General features: G+C 48.5%; 25 protein-coding genes. 5 read left to right on the plus strand and 20 right to left on the minus strand.

Annotated features, from left to right (window positions below; genetic code table 11):
* Positions 1-8: 8 nt before the first annotated feature.
* From ACYVAD_RS10985 to ACYVAD_RS11055, 15 genes are all read right to left on the minus strand, one after another.
* Positions 9-749 (minus strand): hypothetical protein, encoded by a 741-nt coding sequence (locus tag ACYVAD_RS10985; protein ID WP_461139532.1) that lies wholly within the window; start codon positions 747-749, stop codon positions 9-11.
* A gap of 124 nt (positions 750-873) precedes the next feature.
* The gene (locus ACYVAD_RS10990) at positions 874-2112 is read right to left on the minus strand and encodes a hypothetical protein (RefSeq protein WP_461139533.1); all 1239 of its coding nucleotides are present in this window, start codon (positions 2110-2112) and stop codon (positions 874-876) included.
* Entirely contained in the window at positions 2102-2746 is a 645-nt protein-coding gene (locus ACYVAD_RS10995) for a hypothetical protein (RefSeq protein WP_461139534.1), read from the minus strand. The genes ACYVAD_RS10990 and ACYVAD_RS10995 overlap by 11 nt, the downstream gene beginning before the upstream one ends.
* A 4-nt stretch (positions 2747-2750) precedes the next feature.
* Positions 2751-3344: a transglycosylase SLT domain-containing protein gene (locus ACYVAD_RS11000; protein WP_461139535.1), complete on the minus strand. Its 594-nt coding sequence runs from the start codon at positions 3342-3344 to the stop codon at positions 2751-2753.
* A gap of 78 nt (positions 3345-3422) precedes the next feature.
* Complete coding sequence (locus tag ACYVAD_RS11005; RefSeq protein ID WP_461139536.1) at positions 3423-3734, minus strand: hypothetical protein; 312 nt, start codon at positions 3732-3734, stop codon at positions 3423-3425.
* Positions 3735-3737: 3 nt separating this feature from the next.
* Complete coding sequence (locus tag ACYVAD_RS11010) at positions 3738-4316, minus strand: transglycosylase SLT domain-containing protein (RefSeq protein WP_461139537.1); 579 nt, start codon at positions 4314-4316, stop codon at positions 3738-3740.
* 2 nt (positions 4317-4318) lie between these two features.
* Positions 4319-4780, minus strand: a complete 462-nt coding sequence (locus tag ACYVAD_RS11015; protein ID WP_461139538.1) for a M23 family metallopeptidase — start codon at positions 4778-4780, stop codon at positions 4319-4321.
* Positions 4780-5487, minus strand: coding sequence for a hypothetical protein (locus ACYVAD_RS11020; RefSeq protein WP_461139539.1), 708 nt, complete (start codon positions 5485-5487; stop codon positions 4780-4782). The genes ACYVAD_RS11015 and ACYVAD_RS11020 overlap by 1 nt, the downstream gene beginning before the upstream one ends.
* Positions 5488-5507: 20 nt before the next feature.
* Positions 5508-5846: a hypothetical protein gene (locus ACYVAD_RS11025; protein WP_461139540.1), complete on the minus strand. Its 339-nt coding sequence runs from the start codon at positions 5844-5846 to the stop codon at positions 5508-5510.
* 21 nt (positions 5847-5867) lie between these two features.
* Positions 5868-6428: a hypothetical protein gene (locus tag ACYVAD_RS11030; protein WP_461139541.1), complete on the minus strand. Its 561-nt coding sequence runs from the start codon at positions 6426-6428 to the stop codon at positions 5868-5870.
* Between the two features lie 71 nt (positions 6429-6499).
* Positions 6500-6673: a hypothetical protein gene (locus tag ACYVAD_RS11035; RefSeq protein WP_461139542.1), complete on the minus strand. Its 174-nt coding sequence runs from the start codon at positions 6671-6673 to the stop codon at positions 6500-6502.
* A gap of 107 nt (positions 6674-6780) precedes the next feature.
* Positions 6781-7377 carry a hypothetical protein gene (locus ACYVAD_RS11040; protein WP_461139543.1) on the minus strand — a complete coding sequence of 199 codons (597 nt, stop codon included), beginning with the start codon at positions 7375-7377 and terminating at the stop codon, positions 6781-6783.
* A gap of 62 nt (positions 7378-7439) precedes the next feature.
* Complete coding sequence (locus ACYVAD_RS11045; RefSeq protein ID WP_461139544.1) at positions 7440-7907, minus strand: VOC family protein; 468 nt, start codon at positions 7905-7907, stop codon at positions 7440-7442.
* A gap of 2 nt (positions 7908-7909) precedes the next feature.
* On the minus strand, positions 7910-8365 hold the full coding sequence (locus ACYVAD_RS11050; RefSeq protein ID WP_461139545.1) for an LEA type 2 family protein: 456 nt from the start codon (positions 8363-8365) through the stop codon (positions 7910-7912).
* Positions 8362-9057 carry a hypothetical protein gene (locus tag ACYVAD_RS11055; protein ID WP_461139546.1) on the minus strand — a complete coding sequence of 232 codons (696 nt, stop codon included), beginning with the start codon at positions 9055-9057 and terminating at the stop codon, positions 8362-8364. The genes ACYVAD_RS11050 and ACYVAD_RS11055 overlap by 4 nt, the downstream gene beginning before the upstream one ends.
* Before the next feature lie 150 nt (positions 9058-9207).
* Between ACYVAD_RS11055 and ACYVAD_RS11060 the strand changes: the two genes are divergently transcribed.
* On the plus strand, positions 9208-9423 hold the full coding sequence (locus tag ACYVAD_RS11060) for a hypothetical protein (protein WP_461139547.1): 216 nt from the start codon (positions 9208-9210) through the stop codon (positions 9421-9423).
* A gap of 535 nt (positions 9424-9958) precedes the next feature.
* Here ACYVAD_RS11060 and ACYVAD_RS11065 read toward each other — a convergent pair.
* The 3 genes from ACYVAD_RS11065 to ACYVAD_RS11075 all read right to left on the minus strand — a co-directional run bounded on the left by ACYVAD_RS11065 (position 9959) and on the right by ACYVAD_RS11075 (position 12214).
* Complete coding sequence (locus ACYVAD_RS11065) at positions 9959-11101, minus strand: AAA family ATPase (RefSeq protein ID WP_461139548.1); 1143 nt, start codon at positions 11099-11101, stop codon at positions 9959-9961.
* On the minus strand, positions 11091-11612 hold the full coding sequence (locus ACYVAD_RS11070; protein ID WP_461139549.1) for a hypothetical protein: 522 nt from the start codon (positions 11610-11612) through the stop codon (positions 11091-11093). The genes ACYVAD_RS11065 and ACYVAD_RS11070 overlap by 11 nt, the downstream gene beginning before the upstream one ends.
* Before the next feature lie 332 nt (positions 11613-11944).
* The gene (locus ACYVAD_RS11075) at positions 11945-12214 is read right to left on the minus strand and encodes a hypothetical protein (RefSeq protein ID WP_461139550.1); all 270 of its coding nucleotides are present in this window, start codon (positions 12212-12214) and stop codon (positions 11945-11947) included.
* A 146-nt stretch (positions 12215-12360) separates the two neighbouring features.
* On the opposite strand from ACYVAD_RS11075, the gene ACYVAD_RS11080 reads away from it, so the two are divergent.
* From ACYVAD_RS11080 to ACYVAD_RS11090, 3 genes are all read left to right on the plus strand, one after another.
* Complete coding sequence (locus tag ACYVAD_RS11080) at positions 12361-12690, plus strand: hypothetical protein (RefSeq protein WP_461139551.1); 330 nt, start codon at positions 12361-12363, stop codon at positions 12688-12690.
* Positions 12691-12928: 238 nt separating this feature from the next.
* A complete protein-coding gene (locus tag ACYVAD_RS11085; protein WP_461139552.1) occupies positions 12929-13828 on the plus strand; it encodes a tyrosine-type recombinase/integrase in 900 nt (299 codons plus the stop codon).
* 203 nt (positions 13829-14031) lie between these two features.
* A complete protein-coding gene (locus ACYVAD_RS11090) occupies positions 14032-14427 on the plus strand; it encodes a hypothetical protein (protein WP_461139553.1) in 396 nt (131 codons plus the stop codon).
* Here ACYVAD_RS11090 and ACYVAD_RS11095 read toward each other — a convergent pair.
* Positions 14421-14609, minus strand: a complete 189-nt coding sequence (locus ACYVAD_RS11095; protein WP_461139554.1) for a hypothetical protein — start codon at positions 14607-14609, stop codon at positions 14421-14423. The genes ACYVAD_RS11090 and ACYVAD_RS11095 overlap by 7 nt on opposite strands.
* A 60-nt stretch (positions 14610-14669) precedes the next feature.
* On the opposite strand from ACYVAD_RS11095, the gene ACYVAD_RS11100 reads away from it, so the two are divergent.
* On the plus strand, positions 14670-15380 hold the full coding sequence (locus ACYVAD_RS11100) for a DNA adenine methylase (protein WP_461139555.1): 711 nt from the start codon (positions 14670-14672) through the stop codon (positions 15378-15380).
* A gap of 176 nt (positions 15381-15556) precedes the next feature.
* Here ACYVAD_RS11100 and ACYVAD_RS11105 read toward each other — a convergent pair whose 3' ends face one another.
* On the minus strand, positions 15557-17224 hold the full coding sequence (locus ACYVAD_RS11105) for a hypothetical protein (RefSeq protein ID WP_461139556.1): 1668 nt from the start codon (positions 17222-17224) through the stop codon (positions 15557-15559).
* Positions 17225-17496 lie beyond the last annotated feature (272 nt).

A 17496-nucleotide genomic window follows, 5' to 3' on the forward strand; every position in this document is an offset into this window, starting at 1 on the left:
TAAGTAAACTAAGGGATTGAGATAACCAGGTCACCGTCTGCGTTCTTGACGCCCGTAGGCCGTTTCTCAGCGATAAACACAATCAGGCTACACACGGCCGCTAAACCGAATACCACCACCGCCCGGCGAAACCCGCCAAACAGGTAAGCGAATAGCACGACCAGTACAGCGAAATACACGTAGACCTTTTCCGAGGTCAGCAGGGCTTGCAGGGAATCGGGAGCCACAAAGCCCCCGTACAGGTAAAACCGAACGTCGGTCCCGTCCCGGTCATTGGGTGATAGCAGGCCGTCAGGTAGGACGACGGTACGGCCGTCAATGGTGATCGGTAGGTAGCTGTTGTGCCGGTCTGCCGAGCTGGTTTTTTGAAAGAACAAAAGCGGCTGTTTGTCATACGGATTTTCGTAGATCGACAGCGGGTGAGAATGGAACCGAATGGGTAACGCCCCGGCCGCTAGAGCGCGGTTGCGTTCGGCCTGACTTCCGGCTGGTTGGTACGCCGTCCGACGTTCGGCCCCTAACAGCATACTAGGCAGGATGGTAAAGCGGGTAACGATCAGCGCCCCTTTTCCATCGGGGAAGGCATACAGGATGCCGCCCGTTTCTTCGTGTAAGGGGTAAGCCCCCTGCAACGCTTTCAGTACGTCCGCTTTAATGACCACTTGCACCGGGCTTTTTAAGACCAGCGTTTTACGGCCTTCCGTTACGATTTCCCGGAAGTACCCGGCTTTGACTAATTCAGCGATCATACAAAAGAATATTCGGCATTGTCAGCTCGATCGGATCCATTAAACCGAATAAGATTCGGGAATAAAGTTCGACCGGCGCAATGCGGCCGGTCGAATCCCGAAACATCATGGGACAATTTTAAGACTATACTTTGCCCGTAACCCGGCCTAAGCCGATGAGCGCCAGTAGGAGGAATGCCCACATCAGATACGGTTTCTTATAGACGAGAATACCGAACAGACACGCGGCCATGATTGCCAGTAGTAGCCAGTCGAACGGCTTAATGCTAGTCGTTGGCGCTTGGTACAAGACCAGCGGGAACACATCAGCGCCAACGGCCGGGTAAGGGGTGCTAGTGGAAAAGAACGAATCAGAAAGCGCCTTATCCCATTCGGCCGCAAACAGATCAATAGCGGGGCCAAACAAATGATTATTCGACCACATCGTAGACCACTGCGGATCGTTGAAATCCGGCCCCTTATACATATTGGGGTATGTCTTCAGCAGGTTCGCTAGTCCGGCCGCTGTGTTGGGTGCTGCCAGTGTTCCGGGTACGTTGGTTAGTTGTTCCTGCACCAACACAATAGCCAGATTAGGCATACTGTATTGACTCCTGACGTAATCCATGACGTAACGGAACTGCGTTTCAAACGTTGCCGTATCGCTGCCCCGGTCGTTGTAGCCGTGTTCCATCAGGATTGCCCGAACGCCCGTTTTTGGTACGTACTTCGTCAGTACGTCTTCTACCGGCGTGAACGGCTGTCTAGTTGGCTCTTTGGCCCCCGGTGGTAGCTGACGCCCACTAACCCCCGTTAAAAGCTGGTAGGTTTGCAGGATATTCGACCCACCGTAGGCACACCCGTAGAACATGACCGGAACCCCTAACCGAGCAACCAATTTATCTGCCAGTTGGCCCACGTAATCCGGTGACTCGTGGAACGGTCCCACCTCTTTGGTAATCTTGCCGAACAGGTTGTTTTGCGCGGTCAGATCGTCAAGCAAGGTAACAGATCGTTCGTCGGTGGCTGGTAGCTGGTGGGATTGATCGTGTCCACCCTGCATAAACGAATGCCCGAACAGGATAAACACTTCACCCGCCCCAACCCGGCGAATCAGAAACGACGCTTCACCAGCTTGAACCGTCAGCACATACCAGCCCCCCGGAACCGCAATCGACCCCCCAAAATTGCCGTCTTTATCAACGGGAATCATTTGTTCAATCGGGGTTGTTCGTCCTTCCTGTATGGGCGTCAGAATGGCTCTTACCGTCTGCGTAGCGGTCGGAACCGTACCCGATACAGGAATCAGAGCCATATTCGATTTATCACGCTGGTAGACGCAATTTTCGAACGGCTCAACTAAGACTACTTTACTAGACGCCATCGGGAATAAAGCCGGTTAGAAGGTGAAGGATTGCCGCAAACAGCGCCGTTAGAATAGCCAGTCGAACGGCCGGTTTAGTCTCCCTGAAATCGTTTACTAAGTCGCTCACAGCATAGGTGCTGACGTAGCCAAAGAGAATAATACAGACCAGCCAGCAACCGCCGAATACACCCGATAAGGAGTAAGCAATTTGTGCGACTGACTTGAGTGCGAAGGACAAAAAACCTTCTTCCAGTTTAGCCGATGCATAGTCCGAGATCAGGAACGCAACCAGCGCCAACAGAGCTTTGAAAAATAGCCCGTTTATTTGCCGCCATGTGGCTTGCCGCTGTTGGTGTTGCCGTTCCGAAACATCATCCTGTAATTGTTCCGGGGTGATGATGCCAAGTTGAACCCGTAGTTCAGCAGCCAACTGTTCTTCGGTTTCGGCGTACTGATAGAGCCGTTTCTTGTCGTCATCGGTCAGGGCTTTAGCGGCCTGATTGCGGTACGCGTTGGCTCCGTCTTCGTGTGCGGCTATTGCATCTAGCTTATCCTGATACTCTTGTTTGGCCGCGTTTTCTTTATCAAGAGCAATCTGCCTTAGTTGCTCCTGCAATGCCTGTTCCTGTGTATTCAGTTCGACTGTTGTCATTGGATTAAGCGGGTTTAGGTACAAATCGGCGTATCTGCCGTTTAACGTCACGGATGGTAATGACCCCGTCCCGGTTGTCATCGAGAACGCGGTTATAGTGGTAGCGCCGACGCCCTAGCGGGGTGGGATCGTCCGCTCGGTAAAGAACCTGCCCGTGACGACGGCCTAAGAAAGCAGGGGCAAAAATGACTAGGTACACATCGTACACATCGGTCATCCGCCCGGCGTAGGGCTGAAAGTAGCGTTCGACGTAGAGCAGTTGATCTACGGCCGTCATTGCGGCCAGCTTGTTAGGCGTAGTGCCTAATCGTTTGGCCGTCGTTGGTAAGAACTGAATCAGCCCAACGGCCCCGCTGTACTTGTTGCGCGTGTTGGCCCGGAAGGTGCCAGCGGTTTCAAAGCGCATACAGACCATCAACCAATCGGGTTGGACCTTCAATCGGGATGCTGACGCAATCACGGCCGCTTCAAATTGCGCCCGGTAATCAGCGGGTATGAGTTCGGAATAGATCAGACTACCCGGCGCGGTAGGTAGATCGGGCGCGTTGGCCGACGCTGCCGACGAAATCAGCAGCAGAAAAAGTAAAAGTGCTTTCATTAGTAAGGCTGGGAAGGAAGAGACAAAAAAAGGCCGGGACGTTGGCCCGGCCCTAGCGAACTGGCGGTTCGCGCTGGTTTAAGCAGTTGTGGTGGGTTCGGCGGGTTGCGTAGGCTTGCCGTTGCAGCTTAGAAAAGCGACGGCTTGCGCCCCTAAAATGACTTGGTACTTTTCCTTTGCCAGCGTCCGACGTTCGCCCGGTTGGAGTCGATACATAGCATTAAAGATGCCGTTCCGTAGGGCATGGTCTTCTAGGCCGTCAATGTCGTCCAGATCTTCGGTGGGAACTACCCACATCGGGCTTTGACCCGATACGTTGGCAATCGCACTATCACCCGTAAAGGTTAAATCAAGTGGTCCTGACTTGGTGATTAAAAGGGTTTTACGCATGGTTTATGAAAGGATTTTGTAAAGCAGGAATAAGCCAGCACAAGCAGCCACAATGGGAACGGCCGGGTCAGTTGGGGTGACGCTTTCAAACCCGGCCGGTATGTAGCGTTTGATTACTTCGTTGATTTCGCCCACCGTAATCTTGCCGTCGTTGTTAGTGTCGAGCGCCTTGTTATAGGTATAGGACAAGGTTGGTGCTGCGTAGACGACCTGCGCGTCAGGGCGTCCGATATACGCGGGCGCAAAGACAGCCATGTAGACATGGTACAGATTGAGCATTCGGCCCCGGTAAGGCGTCAGGTATTTCTCAACGTAGTCGAGCTGCGAAAGGGCGTCCATCAGCCCCAATGCCGTAAGCGAGGTACCCAGGTCTTTAGCGGTTTTTTCGGTGAACTGAATCAACCCAACGGCCCCCGAATTTTTGTTTCTCACGTAGGGCGTAAAGCTGCCAGCCGTTTCAAAACGCATCACAATCATTAACCAATTCGGATCAATGACGAGCCGGTTAGAGATAACTTGTACCTTCTGCACAAAGGCCGTCCGGTACGCGGACGGAACGCTGGTTTCGTAAGCGAGTGCCATAATTAGTAGAGATAATCAACCGGGTTAACGTGTTGGCCTGATTGGTCCCGAACGGTGAAATGTAAGTGCGGCCCGGTGCTTTGCCCGGTGTTGCCCATCCGCGCAATGACCTGGCTAGTGATGACACGCGCACCAACGGCTACCAGCGACATTTGTAAGTGAGCATAGCCCGTTGTAAATCCGTTGTCGTGTCGAATGAACAGTTGATTCCCCCCGGTAGCAGTGACGTTGACGCCCGTTACTACACCGTCTGCCGGTGCCGCTATGACGGTGCCAATTGTACCGGCTAGATCAATTCCGTTGTGAAAGGATTTGACGCCCGTAATCGGGTGAGTACGTTCCCCGTAGCCGCTGGTAATTTTGGGGTTGGCAACCGGGTAACGTAACACTTTACGTTTAGCCTTATTGACCAGCGTAGCAACGGCCCCTATTCCGAGCATCAGTATGATAAAGTGATGGTTCATTAGACTAGGGTTATTGCGGATTTGAGAACGTAATACTTGAGCGTATAGAGGCCGAGAAAGGCCGGAACCGTGACCACCACAAACAGGGATTTAGTGCCGTTAATGGTCAGGTATTCATCCCCTACGTAGGTGCCGATGATTTCCCCGGCTTTAGCCTGTTTCTCCACGACGGTTGGTTTAGAATACACCCGAACGTTAACCGTCTGCGTAGCTTTGACCTGTTTACCCGTAGCGGTTGGCGTGGTGGGTGCCGTAGGGTTAGACCCCCGTTTGTAGACAATATCCCAGAACCGCTGCAAGTCCGTTCGGCTTAGTTCGGTCTGTAGATCGTTGGTCAGTTCCGAGCCGGGATAGAGTACCCGGTACGAATCCGACACGGCCGCGTAATCGGTAATCTGCGCGGCCGTCTGGAATACCAGATCAGTATCGGTGCCGTCAAAGGCCATCAGGTAACTAATGCCTGATTTGTTGAAGGCATCCCGTAGTGCCTGCGCCTGTTGGGTTGCTTTGTCGGTGCCAGCCGTATTTAGATAGGCTTGCTGTTTCGACTTGGAGAAACCCCGTACCAACAGGTACACGCCCAACCCGGCCAATAACCACACGACGGCTTTGTTGTATTTGCCTTGCGCGGCATTGTCAGCCCCCTTTGCCAGACCGTTACCGAGGGAGGTTAGCAGGGGTAAGAATAAGAGTAGGGCAACAGGCACGATAGTAAGCAGTTAAGGGGTTAGAAAAACTTCATCTTACCCAACATTGATACGATGGGTAGAAACTTGGCCGTAGCGGGGAAGGCGTCGGTAACGTCATTAATTTGAATCGAACCGGCGTCCATTTTCTTTTTGAGGTTGAAGAACTTAGCGATGTTTTCCGGCGTCAATGTTTCCTTCGCTATTGCCGGATCACTCTTAATAACCTTCGTTAATTCTTCGATAATCATTACGGCCGTACCGCCGTCATCAGTAGCGTCTTCTAAGGCACTGTATAGCTCAATACCGGCGTTAATGACGTATTCCTGAGTAAGTTCTTGAGGTTCGACCACGGGGGCCGGTAAGTTCTGTTGATCCATGATGTTTGTAAGGGAATAAGGCTACTTGCCGAATAGCTTGCCGTTTGAAACGAGTTTCTTTACTTCTGATACGGCCCCGATAGTATCGCCTACTTTCTTGGCACTCTCAAACAGATCAGGTATGCCGTCGTCGTCTTCATCTTTGAGCAGTTCGACGCACTTGTCAATCTTCTTTTTGTATTCCGGCCATTCCTGCATGAAGTCCATGAATTGACCATGCATTTGTTCCACTAGAAGCTTCTGCCGAGTCTCTTCCTGAATTTTCTGATATACAGCATCAGGGATGCCGTACACGTTAGTAGATGGTTGAGCCGGTGGCATAGGCGTAGCGGATTGGCCGCTTGATTGGGCTTTGGTGAAGGGAAAGTTCAGGGAGCCGGAACGGTTGTTTTCCTTATCGGAACATTCCAGTTGATAGGAGCCAGGCGGTAAGAAGTTGACACAAGTCAAGAATTGGTGAATGGAGTCTTCTACGTTATCCGTCGATGTACATTCACCCACCTTGCGGCTACCCGATTTCACCCACCAATACGGCTTACGGTTGTGCCGGATATACTCAACGGCGGTTTGTACAGTGTCCATTTTAGGAAGGGGGAATAGTCAGTATTTCGGCCGGAACCCAATCAAGGGACATTACCCGGCCGAAATGCTGTTTATTTGGATTTCATCTTAGCCACGCGGTCCCGAATGGCTTTTTTCTGGGTGACGGCGCGTTCTAAGCCAGCGTTATAGGCGCTGATTTCCTTGCACTTCTTTTCGTATTTCTGCAAGGTTTCAAGCGATGCTTTAGCACTGGGAGCCTTTGGATACTTCTTTTTCTTTGCCATGCTGGTAAAGAGTAAGGGGTTTAGGATGGAGAAAAGCGGCCCGGCCTATCATGGTAGCTAGTGCCAGTAGTACCGGGCCTTATCGGGGAGTTGTTAGAGAATCTAGCTTACCGGCGCTTCTTTTTGCCCATACCGAGCGCGGGAGCGATCAGCGGTTTCCAGAGCAGAGCAATCGCAATGATTGCCACCAACCACCAGTAGTTCGAGAGGAACGTACTGATTTGCTCGCTCACGGTCGGAGCCTTATAAACCCCACCGTCACCGGTTGTTGTACCACCGCCCGTAGTGGTGCCGCCCCCGGTCGTAGTGCCGCCCCCGGTTGTGGTTGGCGTCGTACCACCGCCCCCGGTGTTAGTTGGATTACCACCACCCGTAGGAGCCGTACCCCAATCTTTCAGATCAGCAGTCGTACCGTTTACCCAGTCGTTGCCAACGGTCAAGTACGTGTCAAAGGCGTTACCTGTTGCGGGAGATTTAAAGGCTGGAGCATTGCCTACCACCTGATTGTCGCTATAGGGTCCGAGTGCGTAATCAGACTCATTGCCACCTAGTACAGACTTACCATAAGCAGGCTGTTTTGCTACGAGCTTGAGCACGCCTGAATACAGCATAGCTTGTAGCACAATTTTCTTGCCTGATACAGTGCTGTCGTCAATGAAAAGCGGACCAGTACGGCCCAAAAAACCTACTTGTGTTGTAGACATAAGCGTAGGGAAAAATTAGGGGTTTAAAAATGAATTGAGAGATATAGGGAGGTTAGAAAGTGCTACCGTTTGGCGGGTGCTGCCTTGTTGGAGAACAGGAAGTAAGCCACTGCCATAATGACTAGAAAGCAGATAATCAGAACTTTCGGGTCAGAGAAATCAAGGTTAAAAACCCGGCTTTGTGGGTCCGGTGCCCCGCTTATTGGTGTCGTTGTTTTGGGGTCGTCAATCACGTTGAACGTGTAGCCAGCATTAGCTAAATTCTGATTCTTGATAATGCCGTTTTTCGTCAGGATCGTTAACGCCCGGTCCCCGTATTTGAGGATAAAATCAAGCGTGTTCGATAGGCGAGTGTTGCCGTCCTTATCCGCAATTGACTTAGCAAGCTGAACGTCAGTAGCTAGTTTCTTGTCCGATGGTCCCGAAATGGCATAGCCTTCGGTTTCGTAGAATTTGCGGTAGTCGTCTACGTCATCGTAGCTCCAACCGAGCGTTTCGTAAAACTTGCGGTACTCTTCTAAGTCATCCATAATTAAAATTTAGGTAGTTCAAATTCGAATGACTGTTTGACTGGCACCTGAAACCCTTCTGCGTAGACTAAGCCGTCGAGCATCAGACTGGCTTTTCCCTGTTTGAACAGGTTGACGATTCCCCCGGCTGCCGTGAGTAGATCAAAGTAGCTGACTGTCACCCGGACTAGGAGCGTAGTTTGCGCGGTTGGCTGAATCGTGGTAGGGGTTGACATGACCGCTTTTCCGAGATACTTACCGGCTGAAAGAACGTCCATGTCGATAGCCTTGACCCGTATCGAGCCGGACGCTACGTTAGCCGCGATCAGTGGTAAGTCGAACGAAAGCGCCCCACCCTTTAGGCTTACGTTACGTGGTGCGGCAACGGTAAATTCAAGCTGTTTGGCCGTGTTGACCTTGTTGAGAATATACAGGGCCAGTAAGACGACTAGAGCCACTATAATAAATCCTTTCTTCATCGTCTGGAACGGTTAAGGTTGCGTCTGCGAAGCCAGACTAAGAGAAGTAGCAGAACAGCGGCCCCGACGTAATACCACCAAGTCGGAATGACAAACGGAGCTTCATAATTAGGATCGTTCGGGTTTTTTTTGTCCGGTGCCTTGCCTAATTCACTGACTAGCTGAGACTGAATAGCCTGCAACTGAGCAGCATCTTGAGCAAACCCACTTAGGGCCGTTGATGCTTCCTGAATCTTTTGATCCCTGTATTGCTGGTTGGCTTTGTCGTTGTTGACCAGTTTAGCGATCAGCGTAGCAGCCGCCCCAACGGGTGCCGTTATGGGAATAAGCGCGAGGACCGTTGCAATGGTCTTGAGCGGGTCAGCAGGAGGCTCACCACCGGCCGCAATGATTTGCGCTTTATAGCCTTCAACAAACCCCCTGATTACGTCCAACCGGGCGTATACAGCCGCAATCCTAGCCCGAAGCCATTCCTGACGGTCAGCAGCCGTTGAGCCAGAGTAAGCAACAGAAACGGCATTGGCCGTTATGGTTTGTTGAGAATCGCTCTGTTGCAGTTCCGCAAGGAACTTAGCCATGTTCTGCTTAACGGGACTATCATCGGGGAAGAAGTCATACAACAGTTCAGCCCGTATCGCCGGGTAGTCGAACTTCTGTATGTACGGATGATAGGTTGTGTTTAAGTCTGCCATGTTAACCTTGCCTCAGTTTCTACTTAGCTTTCGCCGTTCGGTGATACAAGATTAGTATGCATTTGCGTATGGATTTAGAATTGTGTATCTTAAGGAAGAGAATGCTCACCATTTATAACAGTCCTTAACCATATCCCACAATTTCCTACAATGCCCGAAATTTCTACTCAGGGAAAATTCAGTAAAAAAGACTTTTTGATGATGTATGATAATGTCTCAATGACGGTGTTTGAGGAATGGATAGAGCCGGTAATTCCTCAAGTCGGTTGGGTGAAGGGGAAGAAACAAGTGTTCCCGCCCCGCGTTGCCCGTATCATCTTAGAACATCTTGAGCAGCCCATCAGCAAAAAAGTCCTGAATGTGTGATTAGGTTATTAAAACAATCACAGCAGAACGCCCGGTCGATATGACCGGGCGTTTTTGTTGGTAGCCATTGATAAGCCTACGCCATTATTTGCATAAGCCGTCGAAAAGCCCCCGGTAAAGCCTACGCAAAGCCATACAGGTAGGGCTACAGTATCGTATAGATTCCCGATACAGGATATTTGGTCAGGACATTTTGGACATGGACCGGGCGTATATTTATATATAGGGAATTTTGTCCTGTCTGTCCGAAATCTTATTCTGTTAATAGATCTATTCAAGACCATGAAACCTACTGTTTATTCTGTTTTAACCTGTCAGAATTGCTCTATAGGGGCATTTTGGGACAAATTCTTACCTAAGTACAATGTCAAAAATTGTCGGACATTATGGACAGACATTTTTCTTATCCTTATATATATTTTTGTCTGTCTGTCCATATATATAGGGGGCCGAGTCCGTTTGTCCAAACTTCATTAAGTACAAAACAAAAACCCGGCATTTGAAGCCGGGTTTGATTTCTCGTACAAGTGGTGTCTTAAAACGGTATGTCTGTTACTAGCTGATAGGTCTTGGTTTCGTCAACTGTCAGCAGATCAAGATCAAGACAATCATTGATAGCGCGGGTTGCCGTCCGTTCTACGACAATCTTTCCCGGATCGTACTGGACAACAAGAGCCGCTTTCAAATCCTTACGGGATAGTTGGGTAGTGCCGTTAAAGCATCGTTTCAGTACATCAATCAGAAAGGTTCGATTAGCGTTATCCTTTTCCGCTTTCCTTTCTTCTGGTGACTTCTTGGCTTCACTGGCTAAGGCTTTAGAAACAACTTCATCAACTAGCATTAGCCGTTTGTGGTCAATGTTCCACTGGCAGTAGACAGGATGGAAATCGGGCGCGTGTCGTAGCGTCTTACATTCAATCGACGTAATGTCCTTAGCCCGGTCTTTCTTGATTGAAATTGTACCAGCGCACTTGCGGCCTAATCCGCTACCGATGTGTCCACGAGCTTGGCCGTTACCAAAGTTTTCGTGAATGACCGTCACAATAGAACAGCTCTTTTCTTCGGCAATAACAGTAAGCCACTCTAACAACTCATTGGCTTTTACTTCATCATTGACTGATAGCATGAAGTCTGCTATGCCATCTAAGAAAAGTAAATGAATGTCAGGTATTAGCTCAAAGGTTGCTTTCAGGGCTTCAATACGTTCGTTAGGAGTATATTTTTTCCAATTCCAAATTCTAAGGTTTGTTGGTGTAACATCTGTGTCCATTATACGCAAGACCTGATTATGTAGCTTCTGCGTACTACCCTTACTCATTTCAGTGTCGATATAAATGATATTACGCCCTTTGACAGAGGGCGCGGTTATGCTTAGGGTATCGACTTCTTTGCTGGAAACAAAGGGCGCGGCTATCATCACGGACAACACCGCTGATTTCCCGGCTTTGGGTAGTCCCGTTATGATGGATAGTTCGCTTTCAACAGCGAATGCAGACCCGTTGACGGATAGTGTAGGGATCGGTTCGGGGAAGCTGGTTTTGTGTGTTATTCGGTTACTGTCGAGTTCGGATAGGTCAAACTTTCGTTTGCTGTTGGTGGGTGTGGCTGTCAGTGGTAAAACAGCCGTTTCCTTGTTACGGTCTACTAGGGAGTTAATGTCGAGCGACTTAGGCTGCATGGGTAATGGCTGTAAAGGGATGGTTTGGGGGCTGGTTTGCCGAACGACGGTTAATTAAGATATGGTCGTGCAGATCGTGAGCTACGTTACTGTACTGTTCGTGCAGTTCGGTTCGCATATCTAGGAGCTGATTGAGTACAAGATTTTGCCGCTGTGCTTTGTACCATTCATCCACAAAACCGGCTGTTTCTGTCTGCATAAATTCAGCCATTGAATCAAAGGCCATGACGAAACTAAGCAGTGTATTTATCTCCTTTTCTGCGTTCGTAATCTGCCTGTGTAATAGGTCGCTGAACTCATTATCAAACTGACTAATTAGCTTCTCTTTGTACCCTATCTTTCTGCTAATGAGTTGTAGTAACTCGTTTCGACTGTCTTCGTATAGGGTGTGCGTTACGTGCCTACGTAGTAAGTCCTTAATGGATGCTAACCGGGCTAGTGCTTTACGTCGATGTAAAGCGGCCCATATACCCCCGGCGCGTAAGTAGCTACCATTCAGTATGTCTTCCATTAGAATAGGGTAGGGGTTTGATTATTGATTTGGTTGCTACGCTGCTTGTTCTGGGAGCGTAATTTTTTAAGCTGTTCACGTATTCTTTTTGCTTCTGTTCGGTCTGTGTGCTTACCGGAGAGCATTAGCTTGTTTATTTGTTTCTCTAGTTTTTGCTCAGTCATTGAATAAGATCGTTTGGCGGGTTTTAAACTCTTGCTTTACTTTCTTGTCGTATCGACCAAGTGCAGCCAGATATACTTTAGAAATGCTCAAGAATACCGGACACCGGGTCTGTCTGTAGTAGGCTAAGGCCGCTGACAAGTGACGGCCCAAATTTGGGCGTGTCTCATTCATGCGGCTTTCATTCTTAATGCTGATAGCATACCCGCGCTAGTCGTAGGTAATTGGGGATTGTAATTCAAGTAGTTACGTGCTGCATCGGTTATCGCTGTAGGTATCATGCCCAATGCTTCAACATACTGCCAGGTTTCCCGGAATTTCCGGGCAAAGTCTACGTTTTGCTCTTCTCCTGCTTCTATCAGAGCTGCTTTGAATTTTAATTGGTTGGCCTTTGACGCTACATCGAAACACTGTCCTAGTAAATTCTTTGTCCGTTTCATAAATCGTTTTACTGAGAAGTTGAATTGTGATTGTGATTTGGATTTACTTTTGACGATATATCGACGTTTTTCGCCGATTGATCGTGTGTCAATGCTACACTCAATACTAACCAAAGTCAATACTCAAATAGTAATCGTTTTCTAACATGGAACATCACGGACAAAAATTGCTGAATCTAATCAAGACCAAAGGCTTTAATATTCAGCAGATTGCTGATAAGATACCCAAGACTAGGGTATCAGTAGAGAGGGACATAAAACACGAAATACTATCACGAAAAGTTATTATTCGGTATGCTTCTATATTAGGATTTGACGTAGAAGATTTCTTCGCTGGTAAGGTCACTATGCCAGTGAAGACCGATACAAACACCGAAATACAATTACTAAGAGAGTTAGTGCAGGAACAGCGTAAACGTCTTGATTTACAAGATCAGGTGATACGTTTTTTTCCGAACGCGGTACAACTGACTTAACGAAAAAATAAACAGATTAAACAGTTAACAGACTTAACACTAACAGGAAGCAGTGTTTTGTACTTTGTTGGGCTAAGAAATGGCCCGTACCGCTTATTTGAAAGGTATAGTGGAAAAGAGGGGACAGACTCCGACTATCTCCACTTGATTGCATTATTCAAAGTTAAGGCCGCTACTGCTTGCAGTAGCGGCCTTGTTCGTTTGTACTATTCTAAGTCAGAAAACTTTTTCGCCAATTATGTTAAAAAATGCCCTTTTACAGGACGATTTGGACGCCTATTTAGAATATAAAGAACTGTATCTCAGAGCCGGTAGCTATAAAGTCTACCGGCTTTTCGGTTCTAAATTCAGGCAGTTTCTTAAGGATAGTAAGCTGCAAAATCTCACTACCAGTAAGGTAACCCCCCTGATTTGTAAGAAGTATAAACGGCATATTCTTAAGCTGCATACGGACCCAACCACCCGGAATAAGGAAATTGCCCAAATGAAAACGTTCTTCTACCAGTTCACCAAACCGGGCTGGGAACGCTATAAAATCAGCCCGGCTGCAAACATCGAGCTAATGCCTAAACAGGATAGCGAGATGCACGAACCCTACTCGGAACAGCAGGTCGCAGACATATTCGGGCGGATTATCGAGAAGCGGGACTACTGGTTGTTGCTCTATATCTACCTGATACACTACACTTTTGCCCGGCCCGGTCGTGAGGTTCGACTAATGAAAGTGGGAGACTTAAAAGCGCGGTCGGTCGTGATACGTCCTGAGAACAGCAAAACCCGGCGCACCAAAACCCCCACGATTCCCAAACCGCTGGAACAACTGTTGGACTATCTGAGCGTAAAGAACTACCCGCTTGACTGGTATATTTTCGGCACTGACGGCGAACCCGGCCCGGTGGCTTGTGGTCAGAATATGTACTACCAGCGGCACCGTCAGATACTAAAAGGGTTGAAGATTGTAGGCAAATACACCTTATACGGCTGGAAACATACGGGCAACATACGGGCTATTACGTTGGGCGTAGCGGAACGGGAATTGCAGTTGCAGAATGGATTCCGGGAACATCGGACCTTAGAAATCTACTTGCGTCGGTTATCGGCTTATTACTCCAGCGAGATATACGACAAGTTTGTGTAGAAGAAAAAAAAGTTTTCGAAAAGGGGCCTACTACACTTACACACTTACTACAGGCTTCGTATAATTGTCAGTTCACCTATTCAACCAATCAACCAGTAATGAGACAACAACTATTCTCCCTTTCCTTTGCAATCCTATCCCTCTTGGCTTGCGCGAGCTGTCAAAAGTCAGATCAGAGCGTTACGCCTGTATCTGGTAATACCATGGCTGGTGAGTACGCGATTACTGGTACAGCGTCTTATACGATTGATGGAGCCGTTTCAAGAGCCCCCTTATCAGGTACTTTGTCAGTCTACGCGGGTAATGATGCCAATACGTATTATTTCTTGGAACGGTATGGAACGACTGAATTAGGCTACCTAATATCGTACACCAACAATAACTTCACCGTTCAGGAGGTGCCAGACTATTCGTATTACAATAGCGTAAAGTACTTCGGCTATCAGAAAGGAGGAGGAACTTTAGCTACCAACAAGATTACTATTGATCGATCAGCAGCGACCAATACCACCACGTACATTGCTCCTACTGGACAAGTGAGTTATGGGACAAAGAACATTACTAAGCGGGTGTTGATTACAGCAACTAAGGTTCAGTAGCTATCAAAATAAAATTCGGCTGGTAAGGGCCGAACGTAGCCGGTGGGTTGGCGATCAGTCCCGGCTACCACCCAGGCCCGGCCGCTTGAGCCGCCGAACGGCCAGATCAAACCAAACATTCTACCGAATACAACGAAAACCGCCCGGCCAATCGACCGGGCGGTTTTTTGTGGATCTACCATAGACAGAACTGTCTTTACTCCAGACTTGATCACATAGACAAAACCGTCTATATTGCTCACATGGAAAAAGCATTTTCGACCTACTACGGGGGCAAGTTTGGCGCGGGTGTCAGTCAGCAGATCATCAATGAGATTCGGCCCCATGACGTATACATGGAACTATTCTTGGGAAACGGAGCCGTTTACCGATTGAAGAAACCGGCCAAAACGTCGGTACTAAATGACTTAGACCCTGTAGTCGTTCGAGAATGGAATCGGACCGGCATAGACGTTTCTAACTTGCCTGCAGTAGAATTGCTGCGGTCTTATTCATTTCAACCCGGCTTACGTTACTGCATCTATTTAGACCCGCCTTACCCCATTTCATCCCGCCGAACGGCCCGGCCTGTTTATAACTGCGAGATGACCGACGAAGACCACCGGGAATTATTGAAGGTCGTTTGTGATCTACCCGCCAACGTCGACGTACTGTTGTCAACCTATGAGAATCCAGTCTATGCTGACTACTTGGTTGATTGGCGGTTGAAGACCTTTACGGGGCAAACCCGCAACGGCCCGGCTGTCGAGTATCTGTACATGAACTTTCAGAACCCAGACGGTCTGCTACATGACTACCGGTATTTGGGCAATGACTTTACCGAGCGCCAACGGATTAAGCGCAAGATCAGTAGGGAGGTTGATAAGTTGAATCGACTACCCCCCGCCGAACGGAACGCCATTATCAATGAGGTCTTAACGAATTTCAGCATTGACGATTTTGCTCGAGCATAGACGCGGCTGTCTAGCGTCGACGGTCAACCTGGTTGCATAGATGCCCGTAACTATGTATCCGGGTGGCCACCCTAGATAGTTCCGTCTATGCTTTCCGGATCCTATAGCCATTTTTGTCTATGCGATATCGGCACCAACAAAAACGCCCGGTCGATTAGGCCGGGCGTTTTGCGTTATCAGTTTAAGACTATCCAGTCGTCAGCACCAGTGCCGAGACTGACCGCTTTGTACACCTTCCGGTTGACGGTATCAATAAACTCCTGACCAATGTAGTCCGCGTTTTGGTTGGGAGGAGCGTTACCCTGTAAGCTGGGCTTGTCAATCCGTATCCACGGATTATGCACGTTGGCGGGGGCCGTGTCGCTGTGCGTTCGACAGTACAGGTTGTTGGTGCCGTCGTATGACCAACCCAGTTGCAAACCCGCGTTTGACAGAACGGGAATGTTGAGTACCGCTACGTAGGCTTGATTTCCAACAAACTCGGTTCCATTGGTGCGCGTGGTGGCTAGTCCGGTCAGTGTGTTGATCGGGGTGGCGTCGGGCTGTTTAATCGTGCGTTCCGAGATATAACCCGATAGCGGTTGCCGGTTGGCACTCACGGCCGCTACGTCCACAAAATTGCCGTTGGCGTCGGGCTGATTGAGCGAGATATTGGCCAGAGACAAGTTAAACTCATTAGCAACGCCCCCGGCCACAAGGACGCTGCAATGATGGCTACCTGCTTCGAAGTTGAACAAGTAGTCAGCGCTTTTGGTCTTCTCCGAGCCAAACAGAAAATCTGACTGCCCGTTCGTACCGATAGAGGCTATGTTAACCCCCGATAAGATGACATTGACATTGAATGACTGCGGGCTAAAGCTAACCACGCTAGGAAGTGTGTTACCTACTTTTACAAAAGACCACATGAAGCCGCCCAATATTTTAATATCAAACGGGCTGGTATTCCGCTCAATCCGAATCGGCTGGTGACACCCATCGGCCGAACAGTTGACCAGCGTGTAGGCCCCGCCCCCGTTTTTATCGCCAGTAAACATATTCCGGGCCGAATGTAGAAAGTGTTTAAAGCCGAATCCAAACACGTTGGTAAGCTGCCATTCATCGATTTGCCCCCCTCGAAATAGGGTGGCTGTGGATGCTACTTTGTAGAAATAGTTAGTCGTGTTTCCTGTTAGTAGGCCATCATACGAGTTCAGATTAAAGTGCACATTGCTCACCCGGCACACGTCCCAACTTCTAAAAATATTAAAGCCGCATTCCAACGGCATACCATACAAACCGTCTATTTCTAGCAGATCAACGCCTAGTATGCTTTCAGGTTGATTAATTATGGTTAGAAAGCCAATAGCGGCCACGTTGTTTATTCGGATACCCAGACCATAGGGGTTACTAGCACTATTCCCAAGCTGTAACACCGCCGCCGTTGGGTTAAACTTCTCGTTAGAGTTTGAAAGACTGTATTTCTGATTAGTGTGGAAAAACAAGAAATCGCTAACTGTTGAATGGTTTTCTAAAATCACAACAGCTCCTGATGTTTTGGTACTATTGATTCGTTGATATGTGTCTACTATGCGTCGGAACACGCCTTTTTTCTCAGATCGTAGTTCAACACCTTTACGTACGATCAGCGTGTTATTTTCCAGGTTATAACCCGATTCCTTGTGAGGCACAACAACTACGTTGATTTTAAGCGTAGCCGCTGAATCAATAGCTTTTTGTAAGACTTGATAATCATTTCTACCTGTTACCTGAAACCAGTTTGCATAAACAGGACCACTAAATTGACGTTGCCAAAATCCACCATCTGCTGCTTTCAGAATAATGCTGCCATCCTCTATAAGTTTCAAGGCTGAAGGGCGGTATACAAATACACCTCCTTGAGCTAAATCTTCTACAACAACAGAGGTAGCCCCTTTTCGGTTGAATGAACACAAAGCAGATAGACTAACAGTCGGACTAAATTTAGGAATTGGTTGCGTACAATTTTTAACAACTCGAAATCTCTCAGACATGCTTTATTATTAAGAACCTATTTGAAAATTGGTAGCTTAAGAACGTGTTGGGGAATTAAGTTTGGTAATGATCTTCGATACGCTGTAACATGATCTGGCTGTTGGCC

This window comes from Spirosoma pomorum (genome assembly GCF_054776615.1).

Bases quoted from the DNA above. Each gene is read 5' to 3' on its own strand.
- ACYVAD_RS11035 (WP_461139542.1), bottom strand. From the start codon at position 6,673: ATGGCAAAGAAAAAGAAGTATCCAAAGGCTCCCAGTGCTAAAGCATCG.
- ACYVAD_RS11005 (WP_461139536.1), bottom strand. From the start codon at position 3,734: ATGCGTAAAACCCTTTTAATCACCAAGTCAGGACCACTTGATTTAACC.
- ACYVAD_RS11015 (WP_461139538.1), bottom strand. From the start codon at position 4,780: ATGAACCATCACTTTATCATACTGATGCTCGGAATAGGGGCCGTTGCT.
- ACYVAD_RS10985 (WP_461139532.1), bottom strand. From the start codon at position 749: ATGATCGCTGAATTAGTCAAAGCCGGGTACTTCCGGGAAATCGTAACG.
- ACYVAD_RS11000 (WP_461139535.1), bottom strand. From the start codon at position 3,344: ATGAAAGCACTTTTACTTTTTCTGCTGCTGATTTCGTCGGCAGCGTCG.
- ACYVAD_RS10995 (WP_461139534.1), bottom strand. From the start codon at position 2,746: ATGACAACAGTCGAACTGAATACACAGGAACAGGCATTGCAGGAGCAA.
- ACYVAD_RS11040 (WP_461139543.1), bottom strand. From the start codon at position 7,377: ATGTCTACAACACAAGTAGGTTTTTTGGGCCGTACTGGTCCGCTTTTC.
- ACYVAD_RS11060 (WP_461139547.1), top strand. From the start codon at position 9,208: ATGCCCGAAATTTCTACTCAGGGAAAATTCAGTAAAAAAGACTTTTTG.
- ACYVAD_RS11055 (WP_461139546.1), bottom strand. From the start codon at position 9,057: ATGGCAGACTTAAACACAACCTATCATCCGTACATACAGAAGTTCGAC.
- ACYVAD_RS11085 (WP_461139552.1), top strand. From the start codon at position 12,929: ATGTTAAAAAATGCCCTTTTACAGGACGATTTGGACGCCTATTTAGAA.
- ACYVAD_RS11090 (WP_461139553.1), top strand. From the start codon at position 14,032: ATGGCTGGTGAGTACGCGATTACTGGTACAGCGTCTTATACGATTGAT.
- ACYVAD_RS11075 (WP_461139550.1), bottom strand. From the start codon at position 12,214: ATGAAACGGACAAAGAATTTACTAGGACAGTGTTTCGATGTAGCGTCA.
- ACYVAD_RS10990 (WP_461139533.1), bottom strand. From the start codon at position 2,112: ATGGCGTCTAGTAAAGTAGTCTTAGTTGAGCCGTTCGAAAATTGCGTC.
- ACYVAD_RS11065 (WP_461139548.1), bottom strand. From the start codon at position 11,101: ATGCAGCCTAAGTCGCTCGACATTAACTCCCTAGTAGACCGTAACAAG.
- ACYVAD_RS11030 (WP_461139541.1), bottom strand. From the start codon at position 6,428: ATGGACACTGTACAAACCGCCGTTGAGTATATCCGGCACAACCGTAAG.
- ACYVAD_RS11095 (WP_461139554.1), bottom strand. From the start codon at position 14,609: ATGGTAGATCCACAAAAAACCGCCCGGTCGATTGGCCGGGCGGTTTTC.
- ACYVAD_RS11080 (WP_461139551.1), top strand. From the start codon at position 12,361: ATGGAACATCACGGACAAAAATTGCTGAATCTAATCAAGACCAAAGGC.
- ACYVAD_RS11100 (WP_461139555.1), top strand. From the start codon at position 14,670: ATGGAAAAAGCATTTTCGACCTACTACGGGGGCAAGTTTGGCGCGGGT.
- ACYVAD_RS11025 (WP_461139540.1), bottom strand. From the start codon at position 5,846: ATGGATCAACAGAACTTACCGGCCCCCGTGGTCGAACCTCAAGAACTT.
- ACYVAD_RS11010 (WP_461139537.1), bottom strand. From the start codon at position 4,316: ATGGCACTCGCTTACGAAACCAGCGTTCCGTCCGCGTACCGGACGGCC.
- ACYVAD_RS11070 (WP_461139549.1), bottom strand. From the start codon at position 11,612: ATGGAAGACATACTGAATGGTAGCTACTTACGCGCCGGGGGTATATGG.
- ACYVAD_RS11050 (WP_461139545.1), bottom strand. From the start codon at position 8,365: ATGAAGAAAGGATTTATTATAGTGGCTCTAGTCGTCTTACTGGCCCTG.
- ACYVAD_RS11045 (WP_461139544.1), bottom strand. From the start codon at position 7,907: ATGGATGACTTAGAAGAGTACCGCAAGTTTTACGAAACGCTCGGTTGG.